10 protein-coding genes and 6 pseudogenes are annotated in these 18,118 nt (G+C 67.3%); 9 read left to right on the forward strand and 7 right to left on the reverse strand.

Annotated features, from left to right (window positions below; genetic code table 11):
* Window positions 1–91: 91 nt before the first annotated feature.
* Window positions 92–451 (reverse strand): annotated as a pseudogene (locus ACIPSA_RS50090) (ATP-grasp ribosomal peptide maturase); the annotation flags it as partial.
* Between the two features lie 161 nt (window positions 452–612).
* Between ACIPSA_RS50090 and ACIPSA_RS50095 the strand changes: the two are divergent.
* Both ACIPSA_RS50095 and ACIPSA_RS50100 read left to right on the forward strand, forming a co-directional pair.
* Window positions 613–3,360 carry an AAA family ATPase gene (locus ACIPSA_RS50095; protein ID WP_402648699.1) on the forward strand — a complete coding sequence of 916 codons (2,748 nt, stop codon included), beginning with the start codon at window positions 613–615 and terminating at the stop codon, window positions 3,358–3,360.
* Window positions 3,361–3,800: 440 nt separating this feature from the next.
* Window positions 3,801–4,799, forward strand: a complete 999-nt coding sequence (locus ACIPSA_RS50100; RefSeq protein WP_402648702.1) for a M48 family metallopeptidase — start codon at window positions 3,801–3,803, stop codon at window positions 4,797–4,799.
* A 167-nt stretch (window positions 4,800–4,966) separates the two neighbouring features.
* On the opposite strand, the pseudogene ACIPSA_RS50105 reads toward ACIPSA_RS50100, so the two are convergent.
* The 3 genes and pseudogenes from ACIPSA_RS50105 to ACIPSA_RS50115 all read right to left on the reverse strand — a co-directional run.
* Window positions 4,967–5,269 (reverse strand): annotated as a pseudogene (locus tag ACIPSA_RS50105) (transposase); the annotation flags it as partial.
* A gap of 158 nt (window positions 5,270–5,427) precedes the next feature.
* Window positions 5,428–5,907, reverse strand: coding sequence for a hypothetical protein (locus ACIPSA_RS50110; RefSeq protein ID WP_402648704.1), 480 nt, complete (start codon window positions 5,905–5,907; stop codon window positions 5,428–5,430).
* Between the two features lie 352 nt (window positions 5,908–6,259).
* Window positions 6,260–6,625, reverse strand: a pseudogene (locus ACIPSA_RS50115) (12-oxophytodienoate reductase); the annotation flags it as partial.
* Window positions 6,626–6,860: 235 nt separating this feature from the next.
* On the opposite strand from ACIPSA_RS50115, the gene ACIPSA_RS50120 reads away from it, so the two are divergent.
* Window positions 6,861–7,121 (forward strand): hypothetical protein, encoded by a 261-nt coding sequence (locus ACIPSA_RS50120; protein ID WP_402648706.1) that lies wholly within the window; start codon window positions 6,861–6,863, stop codon window positions 7,119–7,121.
* Window positions 7,122–7,143: 22 nt separating this feature from the next.
* Here ACIPSA_RS50120 and ACIPSA_RS50125 read toward each other — a convergent pair whose 3' ends face one another.
* Window positions 7,144–8,730, reverse strand: a complete 1,587-nt coding sequence (locus tag ACIPSA_RS50125; RefSeq protein ID WP_402648708.1) for an ISL3 family transposase — start codon at window positions 8,728–8,730, stop codon at window positions 7,144–7,146.
* A 386-nt stretch (window positions 8,731–9,116) separates the two neighbouring features.
* Between ACIPSA_RS50125 and ACIPSA_RS50130 the strand changes: the two are divergent.
* The 3 pseudogenes from ACIPSA_RS50130 to ACIPSA_RS50140 form a co-directional block, all read left to right on the forward strand.
* Window positions 9,117–9,263, forward strand: a pseudogene (locus ACIPSA_RS50130) (transposase); the annotation flags it as partial.
* Between the two features lie 52 nt (window positions 9,264–9,315).
* Window positions 9,316–10,997 (forward strand): annotated as a pseudogene (locus tag ACIPSA_RS50135) (ISAzo13 family transposase); the annotation flags it as partial.
* Window positions 10,998–11,000: 3 nt separating this feature from the next.
* Window positions 11,001–11,906, forward strand: a pseudogene (locus ACIPSA_RS50140) (IS701 family transposase); the annotation flags it as partial.
* Between the two features lie 78 nt (window positions 11,907–11,984).
* Here ACIPSA_RS50140 and ACIPSA_RS50145 read toward each other — a convergent pair.
* Window positions 11,985–12,470 (reverse strand): VOC family protein, encoded by a 486-nt coding sequence (locus ACIPSA_RS50145; protein ID WP_402648709.1) that lies wholly within the window; start codon window positions 12,468–12,470, stop codon window positions 11,985–11,987.
* A 617-nt stretch (window positions 12,471–13,087) separates the two neighbouring features.
* On the reverse strand, window positions 13,088–14,686 hold the full coding sequence (locus tag ACIPSA_RS50150) for an RICIN domain-containing protein (RefSeq protein WP_402648712.1): 1,599 nt from the start codon (window positions 14,684–14,686) through the stop codon (window positions 13,088–13,090).
* Window positions 14,687–14,975: 289 nt separating this feature from the next.
* On the opposite strand from ACIPSA_RS50150, the gene ACIPSA_RS50155 reads away from it, so the two are divergent.
* The 3 genes from ACIPSA_RS50155 to ACIPSA_RS50165 all read left to right on the forward strand — a co-directional run bounded on the left by ACIPSA_RS50155 (window position 14,976) and on the right by ACIPSA_RS50165 (window position 18,104).
* Window positions 14,976–15,530: an ALF repeat-containing protein gene (locus ACIPSA_RS50155; protein WP_402648714.1), complete on the forward strand. Its 555-nt coding sequence runs from the start codon at window positions 14,976–14,978 to the stop codon at window positions 15,528–15,530.
* Window positions 15,531–15,839: 309 nt separating this feature from the next.
* Window positions 15,840–16,241, forward strand: a complete 402-nt coding sequence (locus ACIPSA_RS50160; RefSeq protein WP_402648715.1) for a nuclear transport factor 2 family protein — start codon at window positions 15,840–15,842, stop codon at window positions 16,239–16,241.
* Between the two features lie 651 nt (window positions 16,242–16,892).
* The gene (locus tag ACIPSA_RS50165; RefSeq protein WP_402648718.1) at window positions 16,893–18,104 is read left to right on the forward strand and encodes a Gfo/Idh/MocA family oxidoreductase; all 1,212 of its coding nucleotides are present in this window, start codon (window positions 16,893–16,895) and stop codon (window positions 18,102–18,104) included.
* Window positions 18,105–18,118: the final 14 nt, after the last annotated feature.

Raw genomic sequence — 18,118 nt, forward strand, 5'->3', positions numbered from 1 at the left:
CCTCACGAAACTCAGGCTCGTACGTACGTTGCTTGGACCCCATGAACCCCAACTTCCCTTGCAATCACAGGCTCCACGGTACGAGGGGAGGCACAGTCTGAGCTTTGCCGTCGACCAGGTAGAGCGGTACCGAGATCGGTTTGAAGATGGCCGGGCCGTGCTCTTTGATGAAGGTTCGTGCGTCGCCGGGAACGTTGGTGATCAACGTCGCTGGCACTGTGAAGCCGACTGCGGCCGCCGCCGCGAGCTCGGCCGGCTTGTATTCGGCGTCGCCGATGCGGTTGGGGTGGTTGACGTAGAGACAGCCGGGCAGGGAGGTGAGGATGCCGCCCAGTCCCGACCGTGCTTACGCTACCGCGAAGCGCTCGTCCTGCTTGTCGCGGTGGGGAAACGCGAACCCGGAGGTGCGCCGGTAGTACAGGGAACGCACCGCGGCCAGCCGCCGCAGCCGTCCCCTATCAGCCTTGAGTGCGGAGTGCTCCCAAAATCGCCGATCGTCTCCTGGCTGCGACTGATGGGTATATGTCTCGTAGGTCAATTGGCTTCCGGTATCGGGTGCACCGTCGCCTGGGCTCGTGCATCCAGCGGGAGTCCCTTGTGGGGAGGGACCACATGTCGCGGCAAGTGCCTGAACGGTTGTTCTTCGGTAGGGCGGAAGAGCTGTCACAGATGGGTGCGCGGTTGGTCTGGGCCGCGAGGGGTGAGCCGCAAGTCGTTCTCATTGAAGGGCCGGCAGGTATCGGAAAGACATCGCTCGTACGGTGTTTCCTCGCCGGTCCCGCCGCCGATGACTGCATTTTGCAGGCGAGCGGAGACGAGCTCGAGATGCAGCTGCCCTACGGGGTCATCACGCAGCTGATACCGCACCAGAGGCAGGCAGTCGCGGATGTCGGTGCCTCTCTGCCGGACCCCATCGCCGTCGGTGCTTCCCTCATCGACGCTCTGGGTAAGTTCCAGGACCGTGCGCCGGTCATTCTGGTGATCGACGACGTCCAGTGGGCAGACACTCCTTCGCTGCACGCGATCACTTTCGTACTCCGGCGCCTGCGCGTGGACCGGGTGCTGACGGTGCTGGTGACCCGCGACGCGACTGACCCCCGGTTGCCGCACGGACTGCACCGCATCCTCGAAGAGGACACGACCGCGAGAGTGACGCTGGCCGGCCTCGGCGTAGCGGAACTTGCCGCGCTGAACCAGGCGCTGGGCTTGTCACCGCTTCCCCGCTGGTCCCTCGCTCGGCTGAGGGACCACACATGCGGGAACCCATTGCACACCAAGGCGTTGCTTCAGCAGTATCCCGGCGAGTTGTTGAGCGCGGGAGACACCATTTTACCCGCACCACGCAGGTACGAGCGGCTCGTGGCTGAGCGGCTGGACGGTTGCGCCCCTTGCACACGTCGACTCGTCGGCGCCGCCAGTGTCCTCGGCATGTCCTCTCCCCTGCACTTGGCAGCAGAACTCGGTGCCGTTCCAGACCCGTTGGAAGCGCTGGCGGAAGCCATGACACGGGAACTGCTGGTAGAGGACGCGGTCGGAGCCATGTCCAAGGCCGCCTTCCCGCACCCGCTGCTGCGGGCCGCTGTGTATCGCGGTCTGGACCCCGGCGAGCGTTCCCGTCTGCACCTGCTCGTGGCCGGTCTCTCGGCCGATCCGACCATATCTCTCCAGCACCGCGTGTGTGCTGCGGTCGGACCCGACAGCGATCTCGCGGACGAACTCGGCCGGTTCGCGGCGCAGCAGGCGGCGGAGGGCGCCTGGTCCGCTGCGGCCTCCTCCGCGATGTCGGCCGCACGGTTGTGTCCGGACCGCGGCCGCAGCGCGCAGTGGATGCTCCAGGCGGTCGAACACCTTCTTCTGGCCGGGGATATCAGTCAGGCCGCCGAGCTCGAACAGGAGGTCCGGGAGGCTGACCCCAGCGCCGAACAACACTACGTACTGGGGCATCTCGCCCTGACCGCCGGACGACTGGACGAGGCTCGCCGTGAACTCTCCGCCTGCTGGGAGAGCTGCGACGCGGCGACCGGCACCGAGACCCTCCGCAAGGCTGCCGAGCAGTTGGCCTGGGTGTGCCTCATCCAGGGTGACGCGCCGAACATCATCGACTGGGCGCGACGCGGACTCGGCCTGCCACCGGGCACACGATCGTCCTTCCTGCGGGACTCCCTGGCAATCGGGCTGGCCGTCTCCGGCGAGTACGAGGAAGCCATGAAGACCCTTGCCCATCTTCCCTTGTCAGGGCCCCGCAACCGTCCGGAGCAATTGGACGGACTGCTCGCACGCGGCATGTTGCAGCTGTGGAACGGGCAGCTGAGCGAGGCCCGTCGTGATCTGCAGGACACCTTCGCCTCGCACCGGCGTGGTGGACTGCCGTACGCGGCCCTCGTGTCGCTGGGATTTCTCACCGATGCCGAGTACCGGGCCGGGTTATGGGACGACGCCGTCGCGCACGGCACCCAGGCCGTCTCCCTCGCCGAGGACACCGATCAGGTTTCCATCCTCGCCGTGGTGCACGCCGTGACCGCCTTCCCCCTCGCCGGCCGGGGCGACTTTCAGGCAGCCGAAGCGCATGCGAGGGCTGCGTCCGTACATGCCCAGATCCTCGGAGACATCAACGACACCGCGTTCGCGGCCACGGCCCTCGCCATGGTGCATACCGCCCGCGGCGACTACGAGAACGTGGTCACCGGGCTGAGCCCGTTTCTGCGACAGGAGGCCGTCCACCGCCACGGCGTCGAGGAAGTCGGCCTCCTCCCTTGGCGTCCGCTGCTCGCAGAAGCCCTGGTTTGCACCGGTCGTGCGGCCGAGGCAGCAGACGTCCTCATCCCCTACGAGCGCCGCGCCGCCGAGCGCCGCCGATGGCTCGACCAAGCGGCAGCCGCGCGCTGCCGCGGCCTCATGGAAGAAGCCCTCGGAAACTCAGAAGCCGCCGAACGCGCCTTCCGCGCCGGGCTGGCCCACTGCGAGCGGGGCGAACCGTGCTTCGAAGAAGCGCTGCTGCTCCTGGCTTTTGGCGCCTTCCTGCGCCGCGCCCGCCGACGCGCCGACGCCGCTGCCGTACTGGAACCTGCCTCCCAAACGTTCCATCGCCTGCGGGCAAAGCCGTATCTCGAGCGATGCGACAGGGAGCTGGCAGGCTGTGGCCGAGTGGCAGCACGCCGGGAGGATGTCACGCATCCCGTGCTCACATCCCAAGAACTCACCGTCTGCAGGCTTGCCATGCAGGGCATGACGAATCGACAAATCGCTCGAGAACTGTTCCTCAGCGTGAAAACCATCGAGTACCACCTGGGCAACGCGTACGCCAAGCTCGGTATCACCTCCCGCATGGGCCTGATCGACAAGCTCGGGCGAGACGGCTGACAGGCCGCATTGCGGCGGCAGTAGTCCTGCCCTGGCACCATCTCCCTGGGACGGCGACGCCGCAACCCGGGGACAACCCCGGGGCCATCCCCGGGGTCTCGCCAGTGGGTCGGCCCGTAGCGTTCGAAACGAAGCAACAGCCATCCGGCAATGGGGCTGGAGCTACGACGTCGTACGCGACGTGTGGGGATGCAAGGAGGGCCGGTCGCCCATGAGCGACAACGAGGAGCGTCTTGACGCGGCGCTGCGCCGGCGGCGGCGGGTGCACCTTCTGTTGGTCGACGAACAGATCGACCGTTGGCGCAGGATACATCAGTTAGCTGCTATGCAAAGAACGCACAACGCAGCAACCTTTCAGCAACTGTACGCGCACAGCCGCAAAGCCGATGCAGGTAAATCTGCTTCAGATCAGGTGCTTCACCCGGGGGAGGAGAACAATCATGGGAGACAGCCATCTTCAATCAGCCGAAAGGCATCCGGGGACTTCTCGGGTAGCTTTTCCCGGAATCTCGTACCGCACGTACGAACACCCCGCAGCCCTCACGGCGCTGACCGTCATGAAAAAGGTGCGGGGATTCGACCTGCTGCTGAAGAAGGTGCATGGAGCCGTTGGCGAGCCGGTCGTGCGCATGCAGCACCTCACCTCCGCGGTGCGCGTCGGTCCGCGACAGTTCCGGCGATTGCATGAGATCAAGGAAGAGGCCGCCAGTATCCTCGATCTGACCGACCCTCCCGAGCTTTACGTGCGAAATATGGGCACGATCAACGCCTTCGCGATCGGCATGGACCGACCCTTCATCGTCGTGAGTGCAGAGCTCGTGGACATAATGAGCGACGAGGAGATCCGATTCGTCATCGGCCACGAACTCGGCCATGTCATGTCGGGTCACGTCCTTTATCAGACGGTCGCGCGCGTCATCGCGAGCATCGGTCTGGCCTCATTCCCCATCGCCGGACTTGCGCTCGAAGCCGTCGACGTAGCCCTCAAGGACTGGTCCCGAAAGTCCGAGCTGTCCTGCGACCGGGCCGGGCTGCTTGTGGCACAGGACCTAGACGTCGCGGTTCGCGCTCTGATGAAGCTCGCTGCGGGCGGCCGTACCGACGAGATGGAACCCGCCGAGTTCCTCCAGCAGGCAGCCGAGTTCGAATTGGATGCAACCGGCGTGCGCAACCGCATCTACAAGTACCTGCTGCCCTCTGGCAGTCACCCCATCCTCGTCCTTAGGGCCTCGGAACTGGACAGATGGGTGCGACACGGGGACTACGCACTCATCGTGGAGCAGGGGGCGTACGAGCTGCGCTCCGAGGACGCACAGGCCACCGCGCGAGGCAGCCTGCGCGACCAGCTCCTCGCGATCAAGGCCAAGCGACAGCAAATTGCAACGGACCGCTCTCTCCGGCAGGCCGGCCCACCCGGGCAGCGCGATCCCAACAGTTAGCCTCGATCTTGCATGAGGGCCCGTCAGCTTGCTGACGGGCCCTTTCTGATCGTTCGGAGCGGAGATTTCTGGTTGTGGGCAGGTGGATGGCCCGGCTGTCGCGTCGGGTGGGCGCCGGGTTCCATGGTTCTGGGGTGATGCTGCCCGTAGGGATGGGACGCGTCTGGTCAGCCAGGGTTCGGAAGGGCATCGAGCCGGGTCAGGGCGCTGGTGATCACGTCGGTCCAGGGCCAGTGCTTTGCCAGGCGGAGGATGCGGCGGCGGCCGGTGGTGACGAGTTGGGCAGTGGCGGAGAACAGCCGCAGTCGCAGGCGGCGGGGTTCCCACCGGCGGGCTTTGCCGGTCAGGGCGAGCATCGGCATCCAGGCCAGCAGGTCCAGGGCGATCTGGACGATCTCCAGCCAGATCTGGTTCTGTGCGGCGTCGTGCAGGGGCAGGTTGCGCAGGCCGGTGGCGCGGGCAGCGCAGACACTCCGCCCTTGAGATGCTGACTCCCGTCGAGTACGAACTGCGCGCAACACCTGTAGCGTGAAATCAGCTATCCCGACTCCACGTAGCTCGGGGCAGGCCGAGATCTCTACCGAACCCGGGGCGGTTCAGAGGCCAGTCGGCGGGGGCCGGTGGCTGGTTACGCCCGAGCAGAGGGGCTGGCGCGCTGCCGCCAGGCATTGAGCAGCTGGGCCAAATCCTGCACGGTGTGCCCATAGGCCTTGCCCGTATAGACGATCCCCAGCCTGATGTCATGCCCGCGCCGCAGCCGATCAGCTGCGCGCAGACCAGGCGGTGGGCAAGTGGGATCGAGGCCAACGAACACGATCGGGTTACCAGTCCCGCTTGTGCGCACCTCGATGCGGCTGACCTGGGTCCACGCGCAGTACTTGGGCCGGCCCCAACCACCGAGATACATGCCCCAACCGCCCAGGCGCAGGCCCACATCGGTCAGGTGCAAGGTCGGCGGGGACACCATCCACACGCCGAACATCAAGGTCTTGAACCCGGCGTACACGGCGAACAGGAGGCCGATCGACCTCCAGACCCAGAGATCCGCGCTTGCGGAAATGAACGCCAATCCGGCCGTGCAGAGCGCGCTGACGGTCAGGCCGAACACGATGCGACCTCGGGGCTCGCGTAGGGTGATCGGACCACCGCGACTACTGTCAGCTACTGCACCCACCATTCGCACGATACGCCGCGTGGTGGCGCGCGGCACCTGGAGGGCTTGGGCGCCCTGTCGTCCTCGAGGCCGCCGGATGTCTGGTCTGTCCGCGCCGCGCAGTGGCGCCACTGGCGCAACGCAGCAGAGGCCGTGCGGACGGCGATCACAGCGCATGCCAAAGCCAGCGAGGCCAACGGTACGAGGTTGTACAAGCAGTGAAGCGGGCCGTTCGGCAGTCTCAGGAAGATCCGGCCGTCGAGTAGCCGGTGGGAGCTACGGCTCGTTCGGCCGCCCGAGGCTGTCATGGGTGTTGGCCGCAGAGGCCGATGTTCGACAGCTGCGGCACGGTCGTGCCGCCCGCCGCGTGCACGGCCTCGGCGACCTTCGCCCAGTCCTCCAGCTGCTGCTCGCCGTGGAAGCACAGGACGCGGCCGTTGTCCCCGACGGAGGGGTGGCCGGGGTAGGCGCCCTCGGTGAGGATCAGGCCGACGCCGGCGGCGGCCCGGCGGGCGTAGCAGGACGCCACGTCCTCGCCGGCGATGCCGTCGGGTGAGAACTGGCGGATCATGGGCGCCATCGCGATCCGGTTGGGGATGGTCAGGCCGTTTACGGTGACCGGGCGGTCGAGCATCTCGGCCGCGCCTGTGCTGGCGGCGGGGGTGAGGGTCACGTGGTTCTCCTTGCGGTGGTTCGTGGGGCGGGCGACCGCCCTGCCCCGGCGAATACTGCAGAAATGGAGCAGAACGCTGAATTGGCAGGGCTCTGGCCGCAGTTCCGTGAACGGAGATAAGGCAGGGGATGAGCGTGCCACGTGTGGCACGCTGGCCGGATGGCGGAGAGCGGCGGGGAACGTGTGATGGAGGGCTGGATCTGGAACGAGAACGTCCAACCCTTTTTTGACTCTCTTGACGCGTTATGTCGGCTACGACTTCGATGGCACCGACTGGCAGGCGGTGGAACTCGGCCTTGAGGCCACCGATGATGAGCACACGGATCGCTGGTACAGCTATCCGCTCGTAGGTTCGGATCATCAGGTCGATGTACACCTTGCCAAGGCTGTGGGCGGCTATGAGGTCTCTGTCCGTGTGGCGGGGATTTCCGATCCTGAGCTGCGGTTGCGGGCGGACACTCTCATGGCGGCTTTTGCTGCCAGGCCCATCCCGTGAGGAGAGCGTTGAGCCGCAGTCTTCATGGCTGGGTGAGGATGCGGGTGCGGAGGAGTTCGAACGAGGCTCGGCCATGCATTGCTCTCTTGAGCGTTTTCACTCGGTTCACGTGGCCTTCGACGGCTCCGGAACTCCACGGGAGGGTCAGCCCGGCGGTGACAGCGTCGAGGTCCTGGCGGAGGAAGCCGGCGAAGCCCTTCATCGGCTTCGGCGCATCCTGCTCGGCCTGCCGGATCCACTCCAGCAGCAGGTATCCGCGCTGGTGGCGGACCAGGTCGGCGAGCGCCCGGGCGAGGTCGCAGGCCCGGGTGATGTCCGGGCAGGCGAGCCGGACCTGAAGCAGCCGGTCGTCCTGGCTCTCGGTGAGCGTCTCGCGGGGCTGCATGATCCAGGAGGTGATCTTGCGGGGGCTGGGGATGTCAGCCCGGACCGGTTCGGCCGTTCCCGCCCGCAGGGCGGCGAGGTGTTTGCGGACGACCTGGCGGCTGCCCCGGTAGCCGCGGGCCTGGATCTCCAGAAATAGCCGGGTGCCGCTGACCTGGCCTTGCGCCTGGGTGAAGCGGGTGTTCAAGTATCCCTTGAACGGCTCCAGGACGCCGTCGGGGCGGCGTTCGCGGGCGGAGGCGAGCAGCTGGTCGAGGTCGGTGTCGCGGAAGCGGCGGACGGTCTTGCGGTCGAGGTTCAGGCGTCGGGCGATCGCGCTGATCGTCCAGCGTTTCTCCAGCAGACGGTGGATGTCCTCGTAGCGGTGACGGGTGCGTTCGATGATCTGGGTGCGGGGCAGTTCCGCAGGCGGTAACAGCATCGGCGCCACCTCGGGCACTTCGGCCACCGTCTCCTCCTCGGCGCGTTTGCGCAGGCAGTCACGGTGCTGGTGGCAGGTCTTCTCCACCGCGGCGGACAGGTTCTGCAACAGGTGCCAGCGGTCGGCCACTTCCAGGGCGTTGGGGGCGGCTTCGTTGACCGCCTTGGTGTAGGCGCTCGTCCGGTCCCGACAGATGATCTCGGCGCCGGGATGATCCTTGAGCCAGGCCGCAAACGTCTCCGAGGTGCGGTCGGCCAGCACGTCCACGACCCGGCCGGCCTCGACGTCGACCAGCACGGTGCCGTAGGTGCATCCCTTACGGAAGGCGAACTCATCCACTCCCAGCACCCGCGGAGCACGGTCCGCCACCGCCGGTGCCGTCAGCAGCCGGGTTCGGCCCGCGGTCAGCCGCAGTCGGCGGCACAGCCGGACGGCCGGACGGCCGCCGAGCTCGATGGCGATCGACCGCAGCCAGCCCGTCAGCCCGGTGCTGGAACGGCAGTATCGCTCGGACAGGCCCGGCATCTGCTCGACGAACGTCGTGCGGGAACAGCTCCTGCGGTCGCAGAAGTACCGGCGCACCCGCAGCCGGACGATGACCTGACGGGAGCCCAACGGCCGCTCGGCCAGTGTGCGTTGATACATGCTGTGTACGCGTCTCGCTTGCCTCCGGCAGTCCGGGCACCGGCCCGGACGAGCTGTCGACACCGCCTCCACCACCAGGACGTCGGAGGAGTCGTTCACCCGCTCCACCCGCACATCGATCCCGGGAAACAGCACATCCCCGACCGTCTTGCTCGCCACGGCAGGAAACACCCTGCCGAAACGATCCCGCGTTCCCGCCGCTGACCTGGGGATTCACGGAACCGCGGACAGAGCCCTGAAAACGGCCAGGGGCGCTCGTTTCCTCGCTCGGTCCGGCGTCCAACGGGGCGGGGAGTTTCAACGAGCGCCGAGCGTGTTTCCGGCCGGGCCGCCCGCATGTGGAGTGTGCGGGCCGTGCCGGCCGGTCAAGGACGCCTGCGGCGGCCCTGCGCGCTGGCCTTCGGCCACACTGGACAGTCCGTTCCGCCCCTGGACCGACTCTGGATGACCTCCCCCCGGTACCGGCGGACGAAGCTGCTGTGGGAGTACGCCCACTTCGGCGTGGACCGGATCGAGGAGATGGTGCCGCGCGCGGCGCGCTGGCAGCCTCTGCCGTGCGCGATGACGTCCGCGAGTACGTCGTCGAGCATCTCCATGACGAGGCGGCGGTGCTGGTCGTGGACGAGACCGGCGACGTGAAGAAGGGCACCCGCACCGTCGGGGTCCAGCGTCAGTACACCGGCACCGCCGGGGCTTGTATTTCAATAAGTGCTCTGTAGAGGGGTATTGGTGGGAGTCTGAGATATGGCCCCGTGTCTGTCAGGCCGCGCTGCCGCCCGTGCTCTGCGGACTAAGTTCGAGCAGATGCTGCCGCACTTCGATGAGCGTCGCCGTCGGTTGTACCTGGCCAGTGAGGCGATGGCCCTCGGCCACGGCGGGATCGTCCGGGTCGCCGCCGCCTCCGGCACCAGCACTGCCACCATCGCGCGAGGTATCGCCGAGTTAGCCGGTTGCTCCTCGCCGACCCGACGGGTTCGGGCTCCAGGCGCCGGCCGCAAGCGGCTGACTGACACCGACTCCGGTCTGCTGCCCGCGCTGGAGTCGCTGATCGAGCCACACACCCGAGGCGACCCCGTCTCCCCGCTGCGGTGGACCACGCTGTCGTTACGGGCCCTGGCCTCGACCCTCACCGCACAGGGCCACCCGATCAGCGCTTCAACCGTCGGACACCTGCTGCACACCCTGGGCTACAGCCTGCAGGGAACCGCGAAGACGACAGAGGGCATCAGCCATCCGGACCGCGATGCCCAGTTCACCCACCTCAATGCCACCGCTACCGAGTTCCTCAACGACGCCCAGCCGGTGATCAGCGTCGACACCAAGGCCAAGGAATGGCTCGGCAACCGTGACCGGCCCGGTCGCACCTGGCGGCCGGGCAAGAACGCGATCAAGGTGGACTGCCACACGTTCACCACCAACGACCAGCCCATGGCGATCCCCTACGGGATCTACGACATCGCCAACAACACCGGATGGGTCAACGTCGGCACCGACCACGACACCGCCCAGTTCGCGGTGGAGTCCATCCGCCGCTGGTGGCAGCACCGCGGACGGACGGACCACCCGAATGCAGGCCGGCTCCTGATCACCGCCGACTCCGGCGGCTCCAACGACCCCCGCCGCTGGACCTGGAAAAGCAACCTGGCTGCCTTCGCACGAGAGAGCGGCCTGGAGATCACGGTCTGTCACCTACCTCCCGGGACTTCGAAATGGAACAAAATAGAGCATCGTATGTTCTGCCACATCACCGCGAACTGGCGGGGGCGACCGCTGACCAGCTATCAGGTCGTCCTCGAGACCATCGCTGCCACAACAACCAAGACCGGCCTAACCATTGGAGCCGAACTGGACACCGGCAGCTACGACCTCGGCATCAGCGTCACACCCGCCGAGTTCCACACCCTTCCGATCACACCCAACGCCTTCCACGGCGACTGGAACTACACCCTGTCTACCGAGCCACCGCGAACGCCCGACGCCCCGGCAACCACTCACCGGACCGACCCGGCCCTGACCATGATGCTCACCGATCCAGCCCTGACCGGCATGTCACGAACCGCCTTCGAGCAATTGGTGGCGGTCTCGGAACCCTTCTGGGGCGCCATGGCCGAGGCGGCATTCCAGCGACGCTTCCACCGCCCACGCAGCTACCGACACCCGCAGACCAGCAGCGTGGACCACACCCACCGGCTCCTGGCAGCCATCCTGCGCCGCCGCAGAGCGGTGACCATGACCTTCCTGGCCCAACTACTGGGCGTCAACCGCACCAACCTGTCCATCCAGTACCAGGACGGAAAACGGCTCCTGGACCTGCACCGGATCCTCATCACGCCGATACCCGGATCGCCCGCCCGCACAATGGAACAGCTACACGCCCGAACAACCCCCGCGGAAACCCGTCGCTGACAGTTATTGAAATACGGGCCCCCGGACGCATCGAGAACTCCCAGGTCGCCGTCTATCTCGTCTATGCGGGCGCCCGCGGGCACGCGGCGGTGGACCGGGAGTTGTACGTCCCATGCTCCTGGACTGCCGACCCCCAGCGGTGCCAGGCGGCCGGGCTGGGCGAGGATACCGTCTTCGCGACCAAGCCGGAGCTGGCCCGCGTGATGATCGAACGGTTCCTGGACGCCGGACACCGCATCGACTGGGTGACCGGCGGCGAGGTGTACGGCGGCAACCCGAAGCTGAGGGCGGCTCTGGAGGAACGCGGCATGGGCTATGTGCTCGCCGTGGCCTGCCCGGCCGAAGTGGCCACCAAAGCAGGGAAGTTCCGCGCCGACGCGCTGGCGGCGAAGCTGCCCAAGCGGGCCTGGCAGAAGCTGTCGGCCGGACGCGGCGCGAAGGGTCACCGCTTCTACGACTGGGCCGTCATCGACCTCTCCGACCCGGCGCAGGGCTACCGTCAGCTGCTGATCCGGCACAACCGCACCACCGGTGAACTGGCCTACTACCGCTGCCATTCCACCTTGCCGGTCCCGCTGAGCACTCTGGTCAAGACGGCTGGTTCCAGGTGGCGGGTGGAGGAAACCTTCCAGGCCGAGAAGGGCCTGGCCGGACTCGATGAGCACCAGGTCCGCCGCTACCCCTCCTGGAGCCGCTGGGGCACCCTCGCCATGCTCGCCCACGCCTTCCTCGCCGTCGAACACGCCCACCACCCCGGGCCAGGTGAGCTGATCCCGCTCACCTGCGACGAGATCCAGCGCCTGTTCATCACGCTCGTCGTCCAGCCCGTCCACGACGCGGATCACCGGCTCAGCTGGTCACACCGGCGACGTCGTCACCAGGCCCGATCGCGGGTCGGCCATTACCGGTGGCAAGCAGCCCAGGCATGACCGAGCGGTTCAGTCGGCGAGTTCCGTCAGGTACGGCGCTCGGTATTCGGTCCGGATCACCGCGCGCACGGGGGCCAGTCACCCGGCGGTGGCCAGGCGGCGCCGAAGCTCCTCCTGCGAGACGTCTTCCACGTGGGTCAGAAATACCCACATGTGACCTGAAGGGTCCTTGAGGATGACGGTGCGGTCACCGTGGAACATGTCCTTCGGCGGCTGGAGGATCTCAGCGCCGGCGGCTTCTGCGCGCTCCGCCAGGCTGTCGACGTCCGGCACGAAGACATGCAGCGTGACGGACGTACCTCCGCCGAGCGAGGTCGGCGCGGCGAAGGAGGCGGCCTCCGCCTCGTCCACTCTGGCGTCGCCCAGCATCAGGGCCGACCGTCCGATGGTGATCTCGGCGTGCAGAATCCCGCCGCCCGGAGCGTCGATCCTGAAGTCCTCACGGGCGCCGAACGCCCGCTGGTAGAAATCGATCGCCGCGGCGGCGTCGTCGACCATGATGTGCGGGATCACGGCATAGCGGTAGCGGTCGGGGATCTCGATGTGGTCTGTGCGCTCGGTCACGGCGAACCTCCTTGAAAAGGCACCGCTGGTCGGCTCCTGCGGCTCTGGAAGGAACCTAAAAGCTCAAGTTTGGTTGAGGTCAAGCGTCGATGTGGCCCTGCAAGTCCTGCCTGCCGAGCACCTGCAGGCCCTGCCCTGCCAATCGGAAGGCACAGCTCGCCAACTCGAGTGCACATCCGCCAGCAGAAGCGTTGAGTCATATCATGAGACGACGTCTTATGCTTTTTCGGTCGCCCATGCTTCTTTCCCTCGGGTGGTCGAACGGTCAGGGCTTCACCGGAGCCTTCCGCGGCCGCGGTGTCGACGGCAAACATCTCGTCGATCCCGGTGATCTGCGGCGGACGTGAGGGCTGTGGCTGGAGACCGGTGACGGCCAGGCGGCCCCCCTCGGCATGTAGGCGATAGCGCGCTATGACCAGCAGGTTCAGCCGTTCGGGCAGTACTCGCTTTCGTCCGGCGCTGTCGGCAGACTCTCGCCGTGGTCCGGGGCGCCAGAGCAGAGCGGCTCCGCGGTGAACTGCTTCAGTTCACCGCGGAGCCGCTGTGTCGGGTTTCAGGTCGCCTCGTTTACGAACGAGCCCGGCCTGGCGACCTGGTCCATGTCGGCGGGGATGGCGTCAGGTGCCGGAGCCCGTCCAGTTGTGGTCGGTGTGGTCCGGCTGGCAGGTCCACTGCACGGTGTTGGCGCCGTTGGACGTGCTCCGTCCGTAGATGGTGAGGCAGAGGTTGCTGCCGCCGTTGACGAGCACGGATCCGCCGGCCGTTCCGGTGGCCCGTGACCAGTTCTGGGTTGCGTCGCCGTTGCAGCGCCACTGGGTGATCTGGGCGCCGTCGGAGGTGCTCCTGCCGTACACGGAAAGGCAGCGGTTGCTCTGGAAGTTGCGGATGCGAGATCCGTCCCAGTACCAGTTCTGCGCGCTCGTACCGTTGCAGTCCCACTGGACCACGTTCGCCCCGTCATTGAGGCTGGAGCCGTACGGCAGGAGGCACTTGCCACTGTTGACGTTCCGGAACCTGACGGTCTCGATGGAACGAGCGGTGGGCGAGAAGTTGAAGACCAGACGCTGGGGAAGGACCCGGTCGGACTGGGCCACCTCGTTGATCCCGCGCACACGCCCGCTGGAGCCGTCCCAGTCGAGGTTCTGCGTCATGTCGGGAACCGCCGTCAGGACGTGCGGGGCCTCGCCGCGCCCGGCCTTGTGGACGCAGGCGCTCTCGCGGTACCCGGTGTCGAAGGACGACGGGCACAGACCGCTGAGGAAGAAGGAGCCCTGCGTGTAGACCGCGCCCTGCATGCCCCAGACCGGTGAGGTCCAGGCGGCGGAGGCGGTGACCGAGTTGCCGTTCCCCGTCCTCGGCAGGCCGGCGGTCAGGTCGAGTGGCCATTCGACGAGACGGCCGCCCGCCGCCTTCTGGACGTACTCGCTGGACAGCAAGGCTCCGGTGGACCGGTCGAAGCTGAGGGAGGTGAGGCAGGGAGCGTCGCCAGTGACCGCTTGGCAGGATGAATTGCTGTCCGAGGGCGTCCGGTAGAGGTACGACCTGGGCAGGACGTAGTCGAAGCCGGAGGGTCGGTTGGTGGCGCGCATCAGGTCGGTGAGGCGGAAGACGTGCAGATACCGACCGTTGCCGACCAAGAGGTTGTCCTTGTACCAGACGACGCTGTCGGCGTGGGAGGCGAGCGGGGTCAGCTTGCCGTCCGCGGACAGGGTCGTCAGGAGCACGTCGGTGTACCGGGGGGTGGCCGCGGCGTGGCTCACGAAGCGCAGCTTCGCCAGCGTGTTGTCCTCGTTGTGCCAGGAAACGACGTCCCAGAGGTGGCCTTCCCACGAGCCGTCGGCCACGTCGTTGTGCGGCACGGAGAGTCCCTGCGGGCTCCAGCCGTTCGTGCCGCTGTCGTCAGCGTCGTTCTTCCAGCAGTAGCCGTCGGCGTCGACACCCGGGTTGAACGGAGCCGGGTAGCACAGCCCGTCCTGCCCTGACGTGCCGCTGCCGGCGAGGGTGGTCAGTCCTACCTTGCCGAGTTCGGGGTTGGCTGCCTCCCCCTGGTTGACGGCCGAGGTCGAGTCGCTGTCGAGCGACAGCTTGAACCCGCCGGCAGGGATCGGGGCGATCTCGCTGGCCGCCTGCGCCGGGCCGGCCATTACGTACATGCTTCCCAGCAGCAGCGAGCAGACCGCCGTCAGGCGGGCCAACAGCGCGACTTTCGTAGGCATGCGGGAAGGAGGAAGTGACAAGTTCATCACATGATCATGACATGACCGGCCAGGCCGTGAAGCGGCTCGAGGCACACGATGCTCGTGACCGAAGTCCGATAACTCCCTGTGCCGCCGGGACCTCCATGGGCGCCAGCGCGGCCGGGCGGCGCCCGCGTCAAGCCGACGCCGTCCCTCGTCACGCAGAGATCAAATACCTTCGATCACGAGCGAGCATCTGACATACAATCATTTCCTTCTGTTGACCAGCAGGAATCGGTCCCTGATCGGTTCCGACAAGGGGGGACCCATGAACAAAACCCGCGCGACGCTCGTCGTGGCCGCCACCGCACTGACTCCGGTCCTGCTGCTCGCCTGCCCGTCCTTCGCGGCCGCTCCGGCCGCCCCGCACACGTCCACGGTGGTCGACTCCGACGAGGACAACGCCTTTGCCATTGCCCGGATCCTGGCCGACCCGGCCAGCGGCAAGGCCGTCGTACGGGAGGCCAACAAGGCTCTCGACGGCACTCCGGCCGACCGGGCCGCGTTCCTTTCCACCGGTTACGCCAAGGCCCAGGACGAGGACAACGCCTTTGCCATCGTCCGGCTCCTGGCCGACCCGGCCAGCGGCAAGGCCGTCGTACGGGAGGCCAACAAGGCTCTCGACGGCACTCCGGCCGATCGGGCCGCGTTTCTGAAAGGCGGCTTGCGGCTCGCCCGGGCCGAGGACGACCGCGTCGCCGTCGCCCGGATCCTGGCCCGCCCCGGCATCAGCAAGGCCCTGCGCGCCGCGGCCGAGAAGGCCATGGACGGCACGCCGGAGGAGCTGCGCTACTTCATCACCATCGGTCAGTACAAGGTCTGACCGATCTCACTGATGTCGGTGGCCGGGCTACCCCGCCCGCCGAAAAGACGATCCAGTGGGGGGGTAGCGAACAGGGGAGAGCCAGCGCGGCTGCGGAGTCAGCCAAGGCATCGACGGCGCCTCGCCCACGGCACCCGTGGCGCATACGGGGCCCCTGGTCATCGCCCCGGCCTTCCGGCGCATCGCACAGGAAGGCCGGGGACGGCCCAGGCGCCGGTACAGCCCGCTCTACTGAAAATGCCTTGACGCAACGCCGTCCGGGAAGTTGCATGCGGTGCGCTGCTGGTCCCGCGAAATGGAGGCGTGCCCGTGCCGACTGCCGCTCGTGAGGTGTTCGAGCGTTACCACGCTTGCTGGGAGGCTCGCGATCCTGACCGGATCGCCGAACTCCACACGGACGACTCAGTGTTCCATCTGCACTCGGGGCACGGACCCGTGCGGGGACGGGCGGCTGTCCGTGAGGCGGCGGCCGAGATATTCGCTCTCGTCCCCGACCTCGCTTTCGAACTCGTCTCGCTCCGCTGCGGTGAGGACTTCTGGGTCGTCCAGTGGACGCTGACCGGGACGTCCGCCTCCGGCGCCGCGGTCGATGTCGATCTCGTTGACTTCGTCCTGGTTGAGAACGGTGCGGTGAGCGAGAAACACTCCTACGTGGACGGCGCGGCGATGCACGCTGCTCTCGGCTCCCCGGCCGGAGACGAGAGCCATTGAGACCGACAGCCGCCCTTCGACTCACGTCAGGCGGCCTCGAAACGCTCGTCGGGTTGACGGCGCCGTCTTTTACGGGAGGCCGAGACCCACCTGGAGCACCTCGCGATCACCCACAAGACCGTCACCGGCCTCGCCGACCGGCTCCCGGCCGTCGCGCCGGACGCTCGTCATCACCTCCGGCAGAACCAGGGCAAGCGCTCCTCAGTCGTCAGGGCCTACCGCATCCTCGCCGAGGGTGAACGGTCAACCTCAGGACCTGACTCGCTTCGGGGCCTACGCGCCTTGGCCTGCGAGTGTGACCTTCTGTGAGAGGTGAGGAACCCCCGTCGGCCGGCTCCGGCAGGGGGTTCTGCGTTCGGGGAGGGCCTGGTGCGTGGTGTTCGACGCGGTCTTGCTGGGCTCCGGTTCGCCGCTCTCGACGGTGTACGGATGCGTGTACGGATGCCCCTGCCGGATGACAACGGCCTCGTGCCGTCCGCACTTCGGCGGGGTGTAGCGCCGGTCATTGGTCGAGCGTCCTCAGCCGGTTCGGCGGCGACGACGAGCCGCAGGGCAGGGTGCGGGGAAGTGAACTCGCCGAGTTGAGGTGCCGTTGACGAGCGGCGAACCGATCGGCATGTCGCTGAACGTGATGCCCGGACCGTGTCCTCCATGGCTATGGGCCGTTTTGAGGTGAGAGAGCAGGCGGTCGCGAATGCTGGGGTGCACATGACGTCCACTTCCCCTCATCGGGAGCCGATTCGTGTCGGTGTCGTAGGGCTGAGCGCGAGCGGCGGTTGGGCGGCCACCGCCCATATGCCGGCGCTGGCCGGGCTCGACGGATACGAGGTGCGGGCGCTGAGCGCCGGCAGCGCCGAGTCGGCGCGTGCGGCCGGCGAGAAGTACGCGGTGCCGCTGGCCTTCGACAGCGCAGAGGAGCTGGCCCGCAGTGGGGAAGTCGATCTCGTGGTGGTGACGGTGAAGGTTCCGCACCACCTGGAGCTCATCCGGCCCGCGCTGGAAGCGGGGAAGATGGTGTTCAGCGAGTGGCCGCTCGGTGCCGACCTCGCGCAGGCCGAGGAGCTGGCCGACCTCGCGCATCGCAGGGGCGTGCTTACGGCTGTCGGTCTGCAGGCGCGGTCGGCTCCGCCGCTTCGGTATCTGCGGGACCTGGTTGCCGACGGCTATGTGGGGCGGGTGCTGTCGACCAGCATGCTCGGGTCGGGCTGGATCGGGGGCGCCACTTACGACGACAACTATGCGTACATTCTGGACGCAACGAGTGGCGCCACGCTGCTGTCGATCCCCTTCGGGCACTCGGTCGACGCGCTGGCCATGGTGCTGGGGGAGTTCCGCGAGGTGTCGGCTCTCATCGAGAACCTGCGCCCGGAGGTCACGAACGTCACGAGCGGGGCGGTCGCGGCCAAGACTGCAGAGGACCAGATCGCCGTCACTGGTGTGCTGGAGTCGGGGGCCATGGCCGCGATGCACTTTCGCGGTGGGACCTCCCGCGCCACCGCGTTTCATTGGGAGATCAACGGCACGGAGGGCGATCTCGTCGTCAAGGCCGACCAGGCTCTGTGGTTCCAGGGGCGGCTGCGGCTGTACGGCGCCCGGGGAGAAGAGGGCGCGTTGACCGAACTTCCGGTTCCCGCCCGCTATCAGCGCTCGCTGACGCAATGGACCGAGCGATCCGCCGAACCCGCCTGCAACGTCGCCCACGAGTACGCGCTTCTGCGCGACCAGATCACCGGGAACCTTGCACCGGATGAGGACGGCGTTCCCGACTTCCGGCACGCCGTCCGGCGACACCGGATGCTGGAGCGGATCCGGGAAGCGGCACGCACCGGACGGAAGGTCACACTCGCAGAGCAAGGCGCGTAGCCCCGAAGAGAATC

This window comes from Streptomyces sp. NPDC086549 (assembly GCF_044746205.1).
GTDB lineage: Bacteria > Actinomycetota > Actinomycetes > Streptomycetales > Streptomycetaceae > Streptomyces.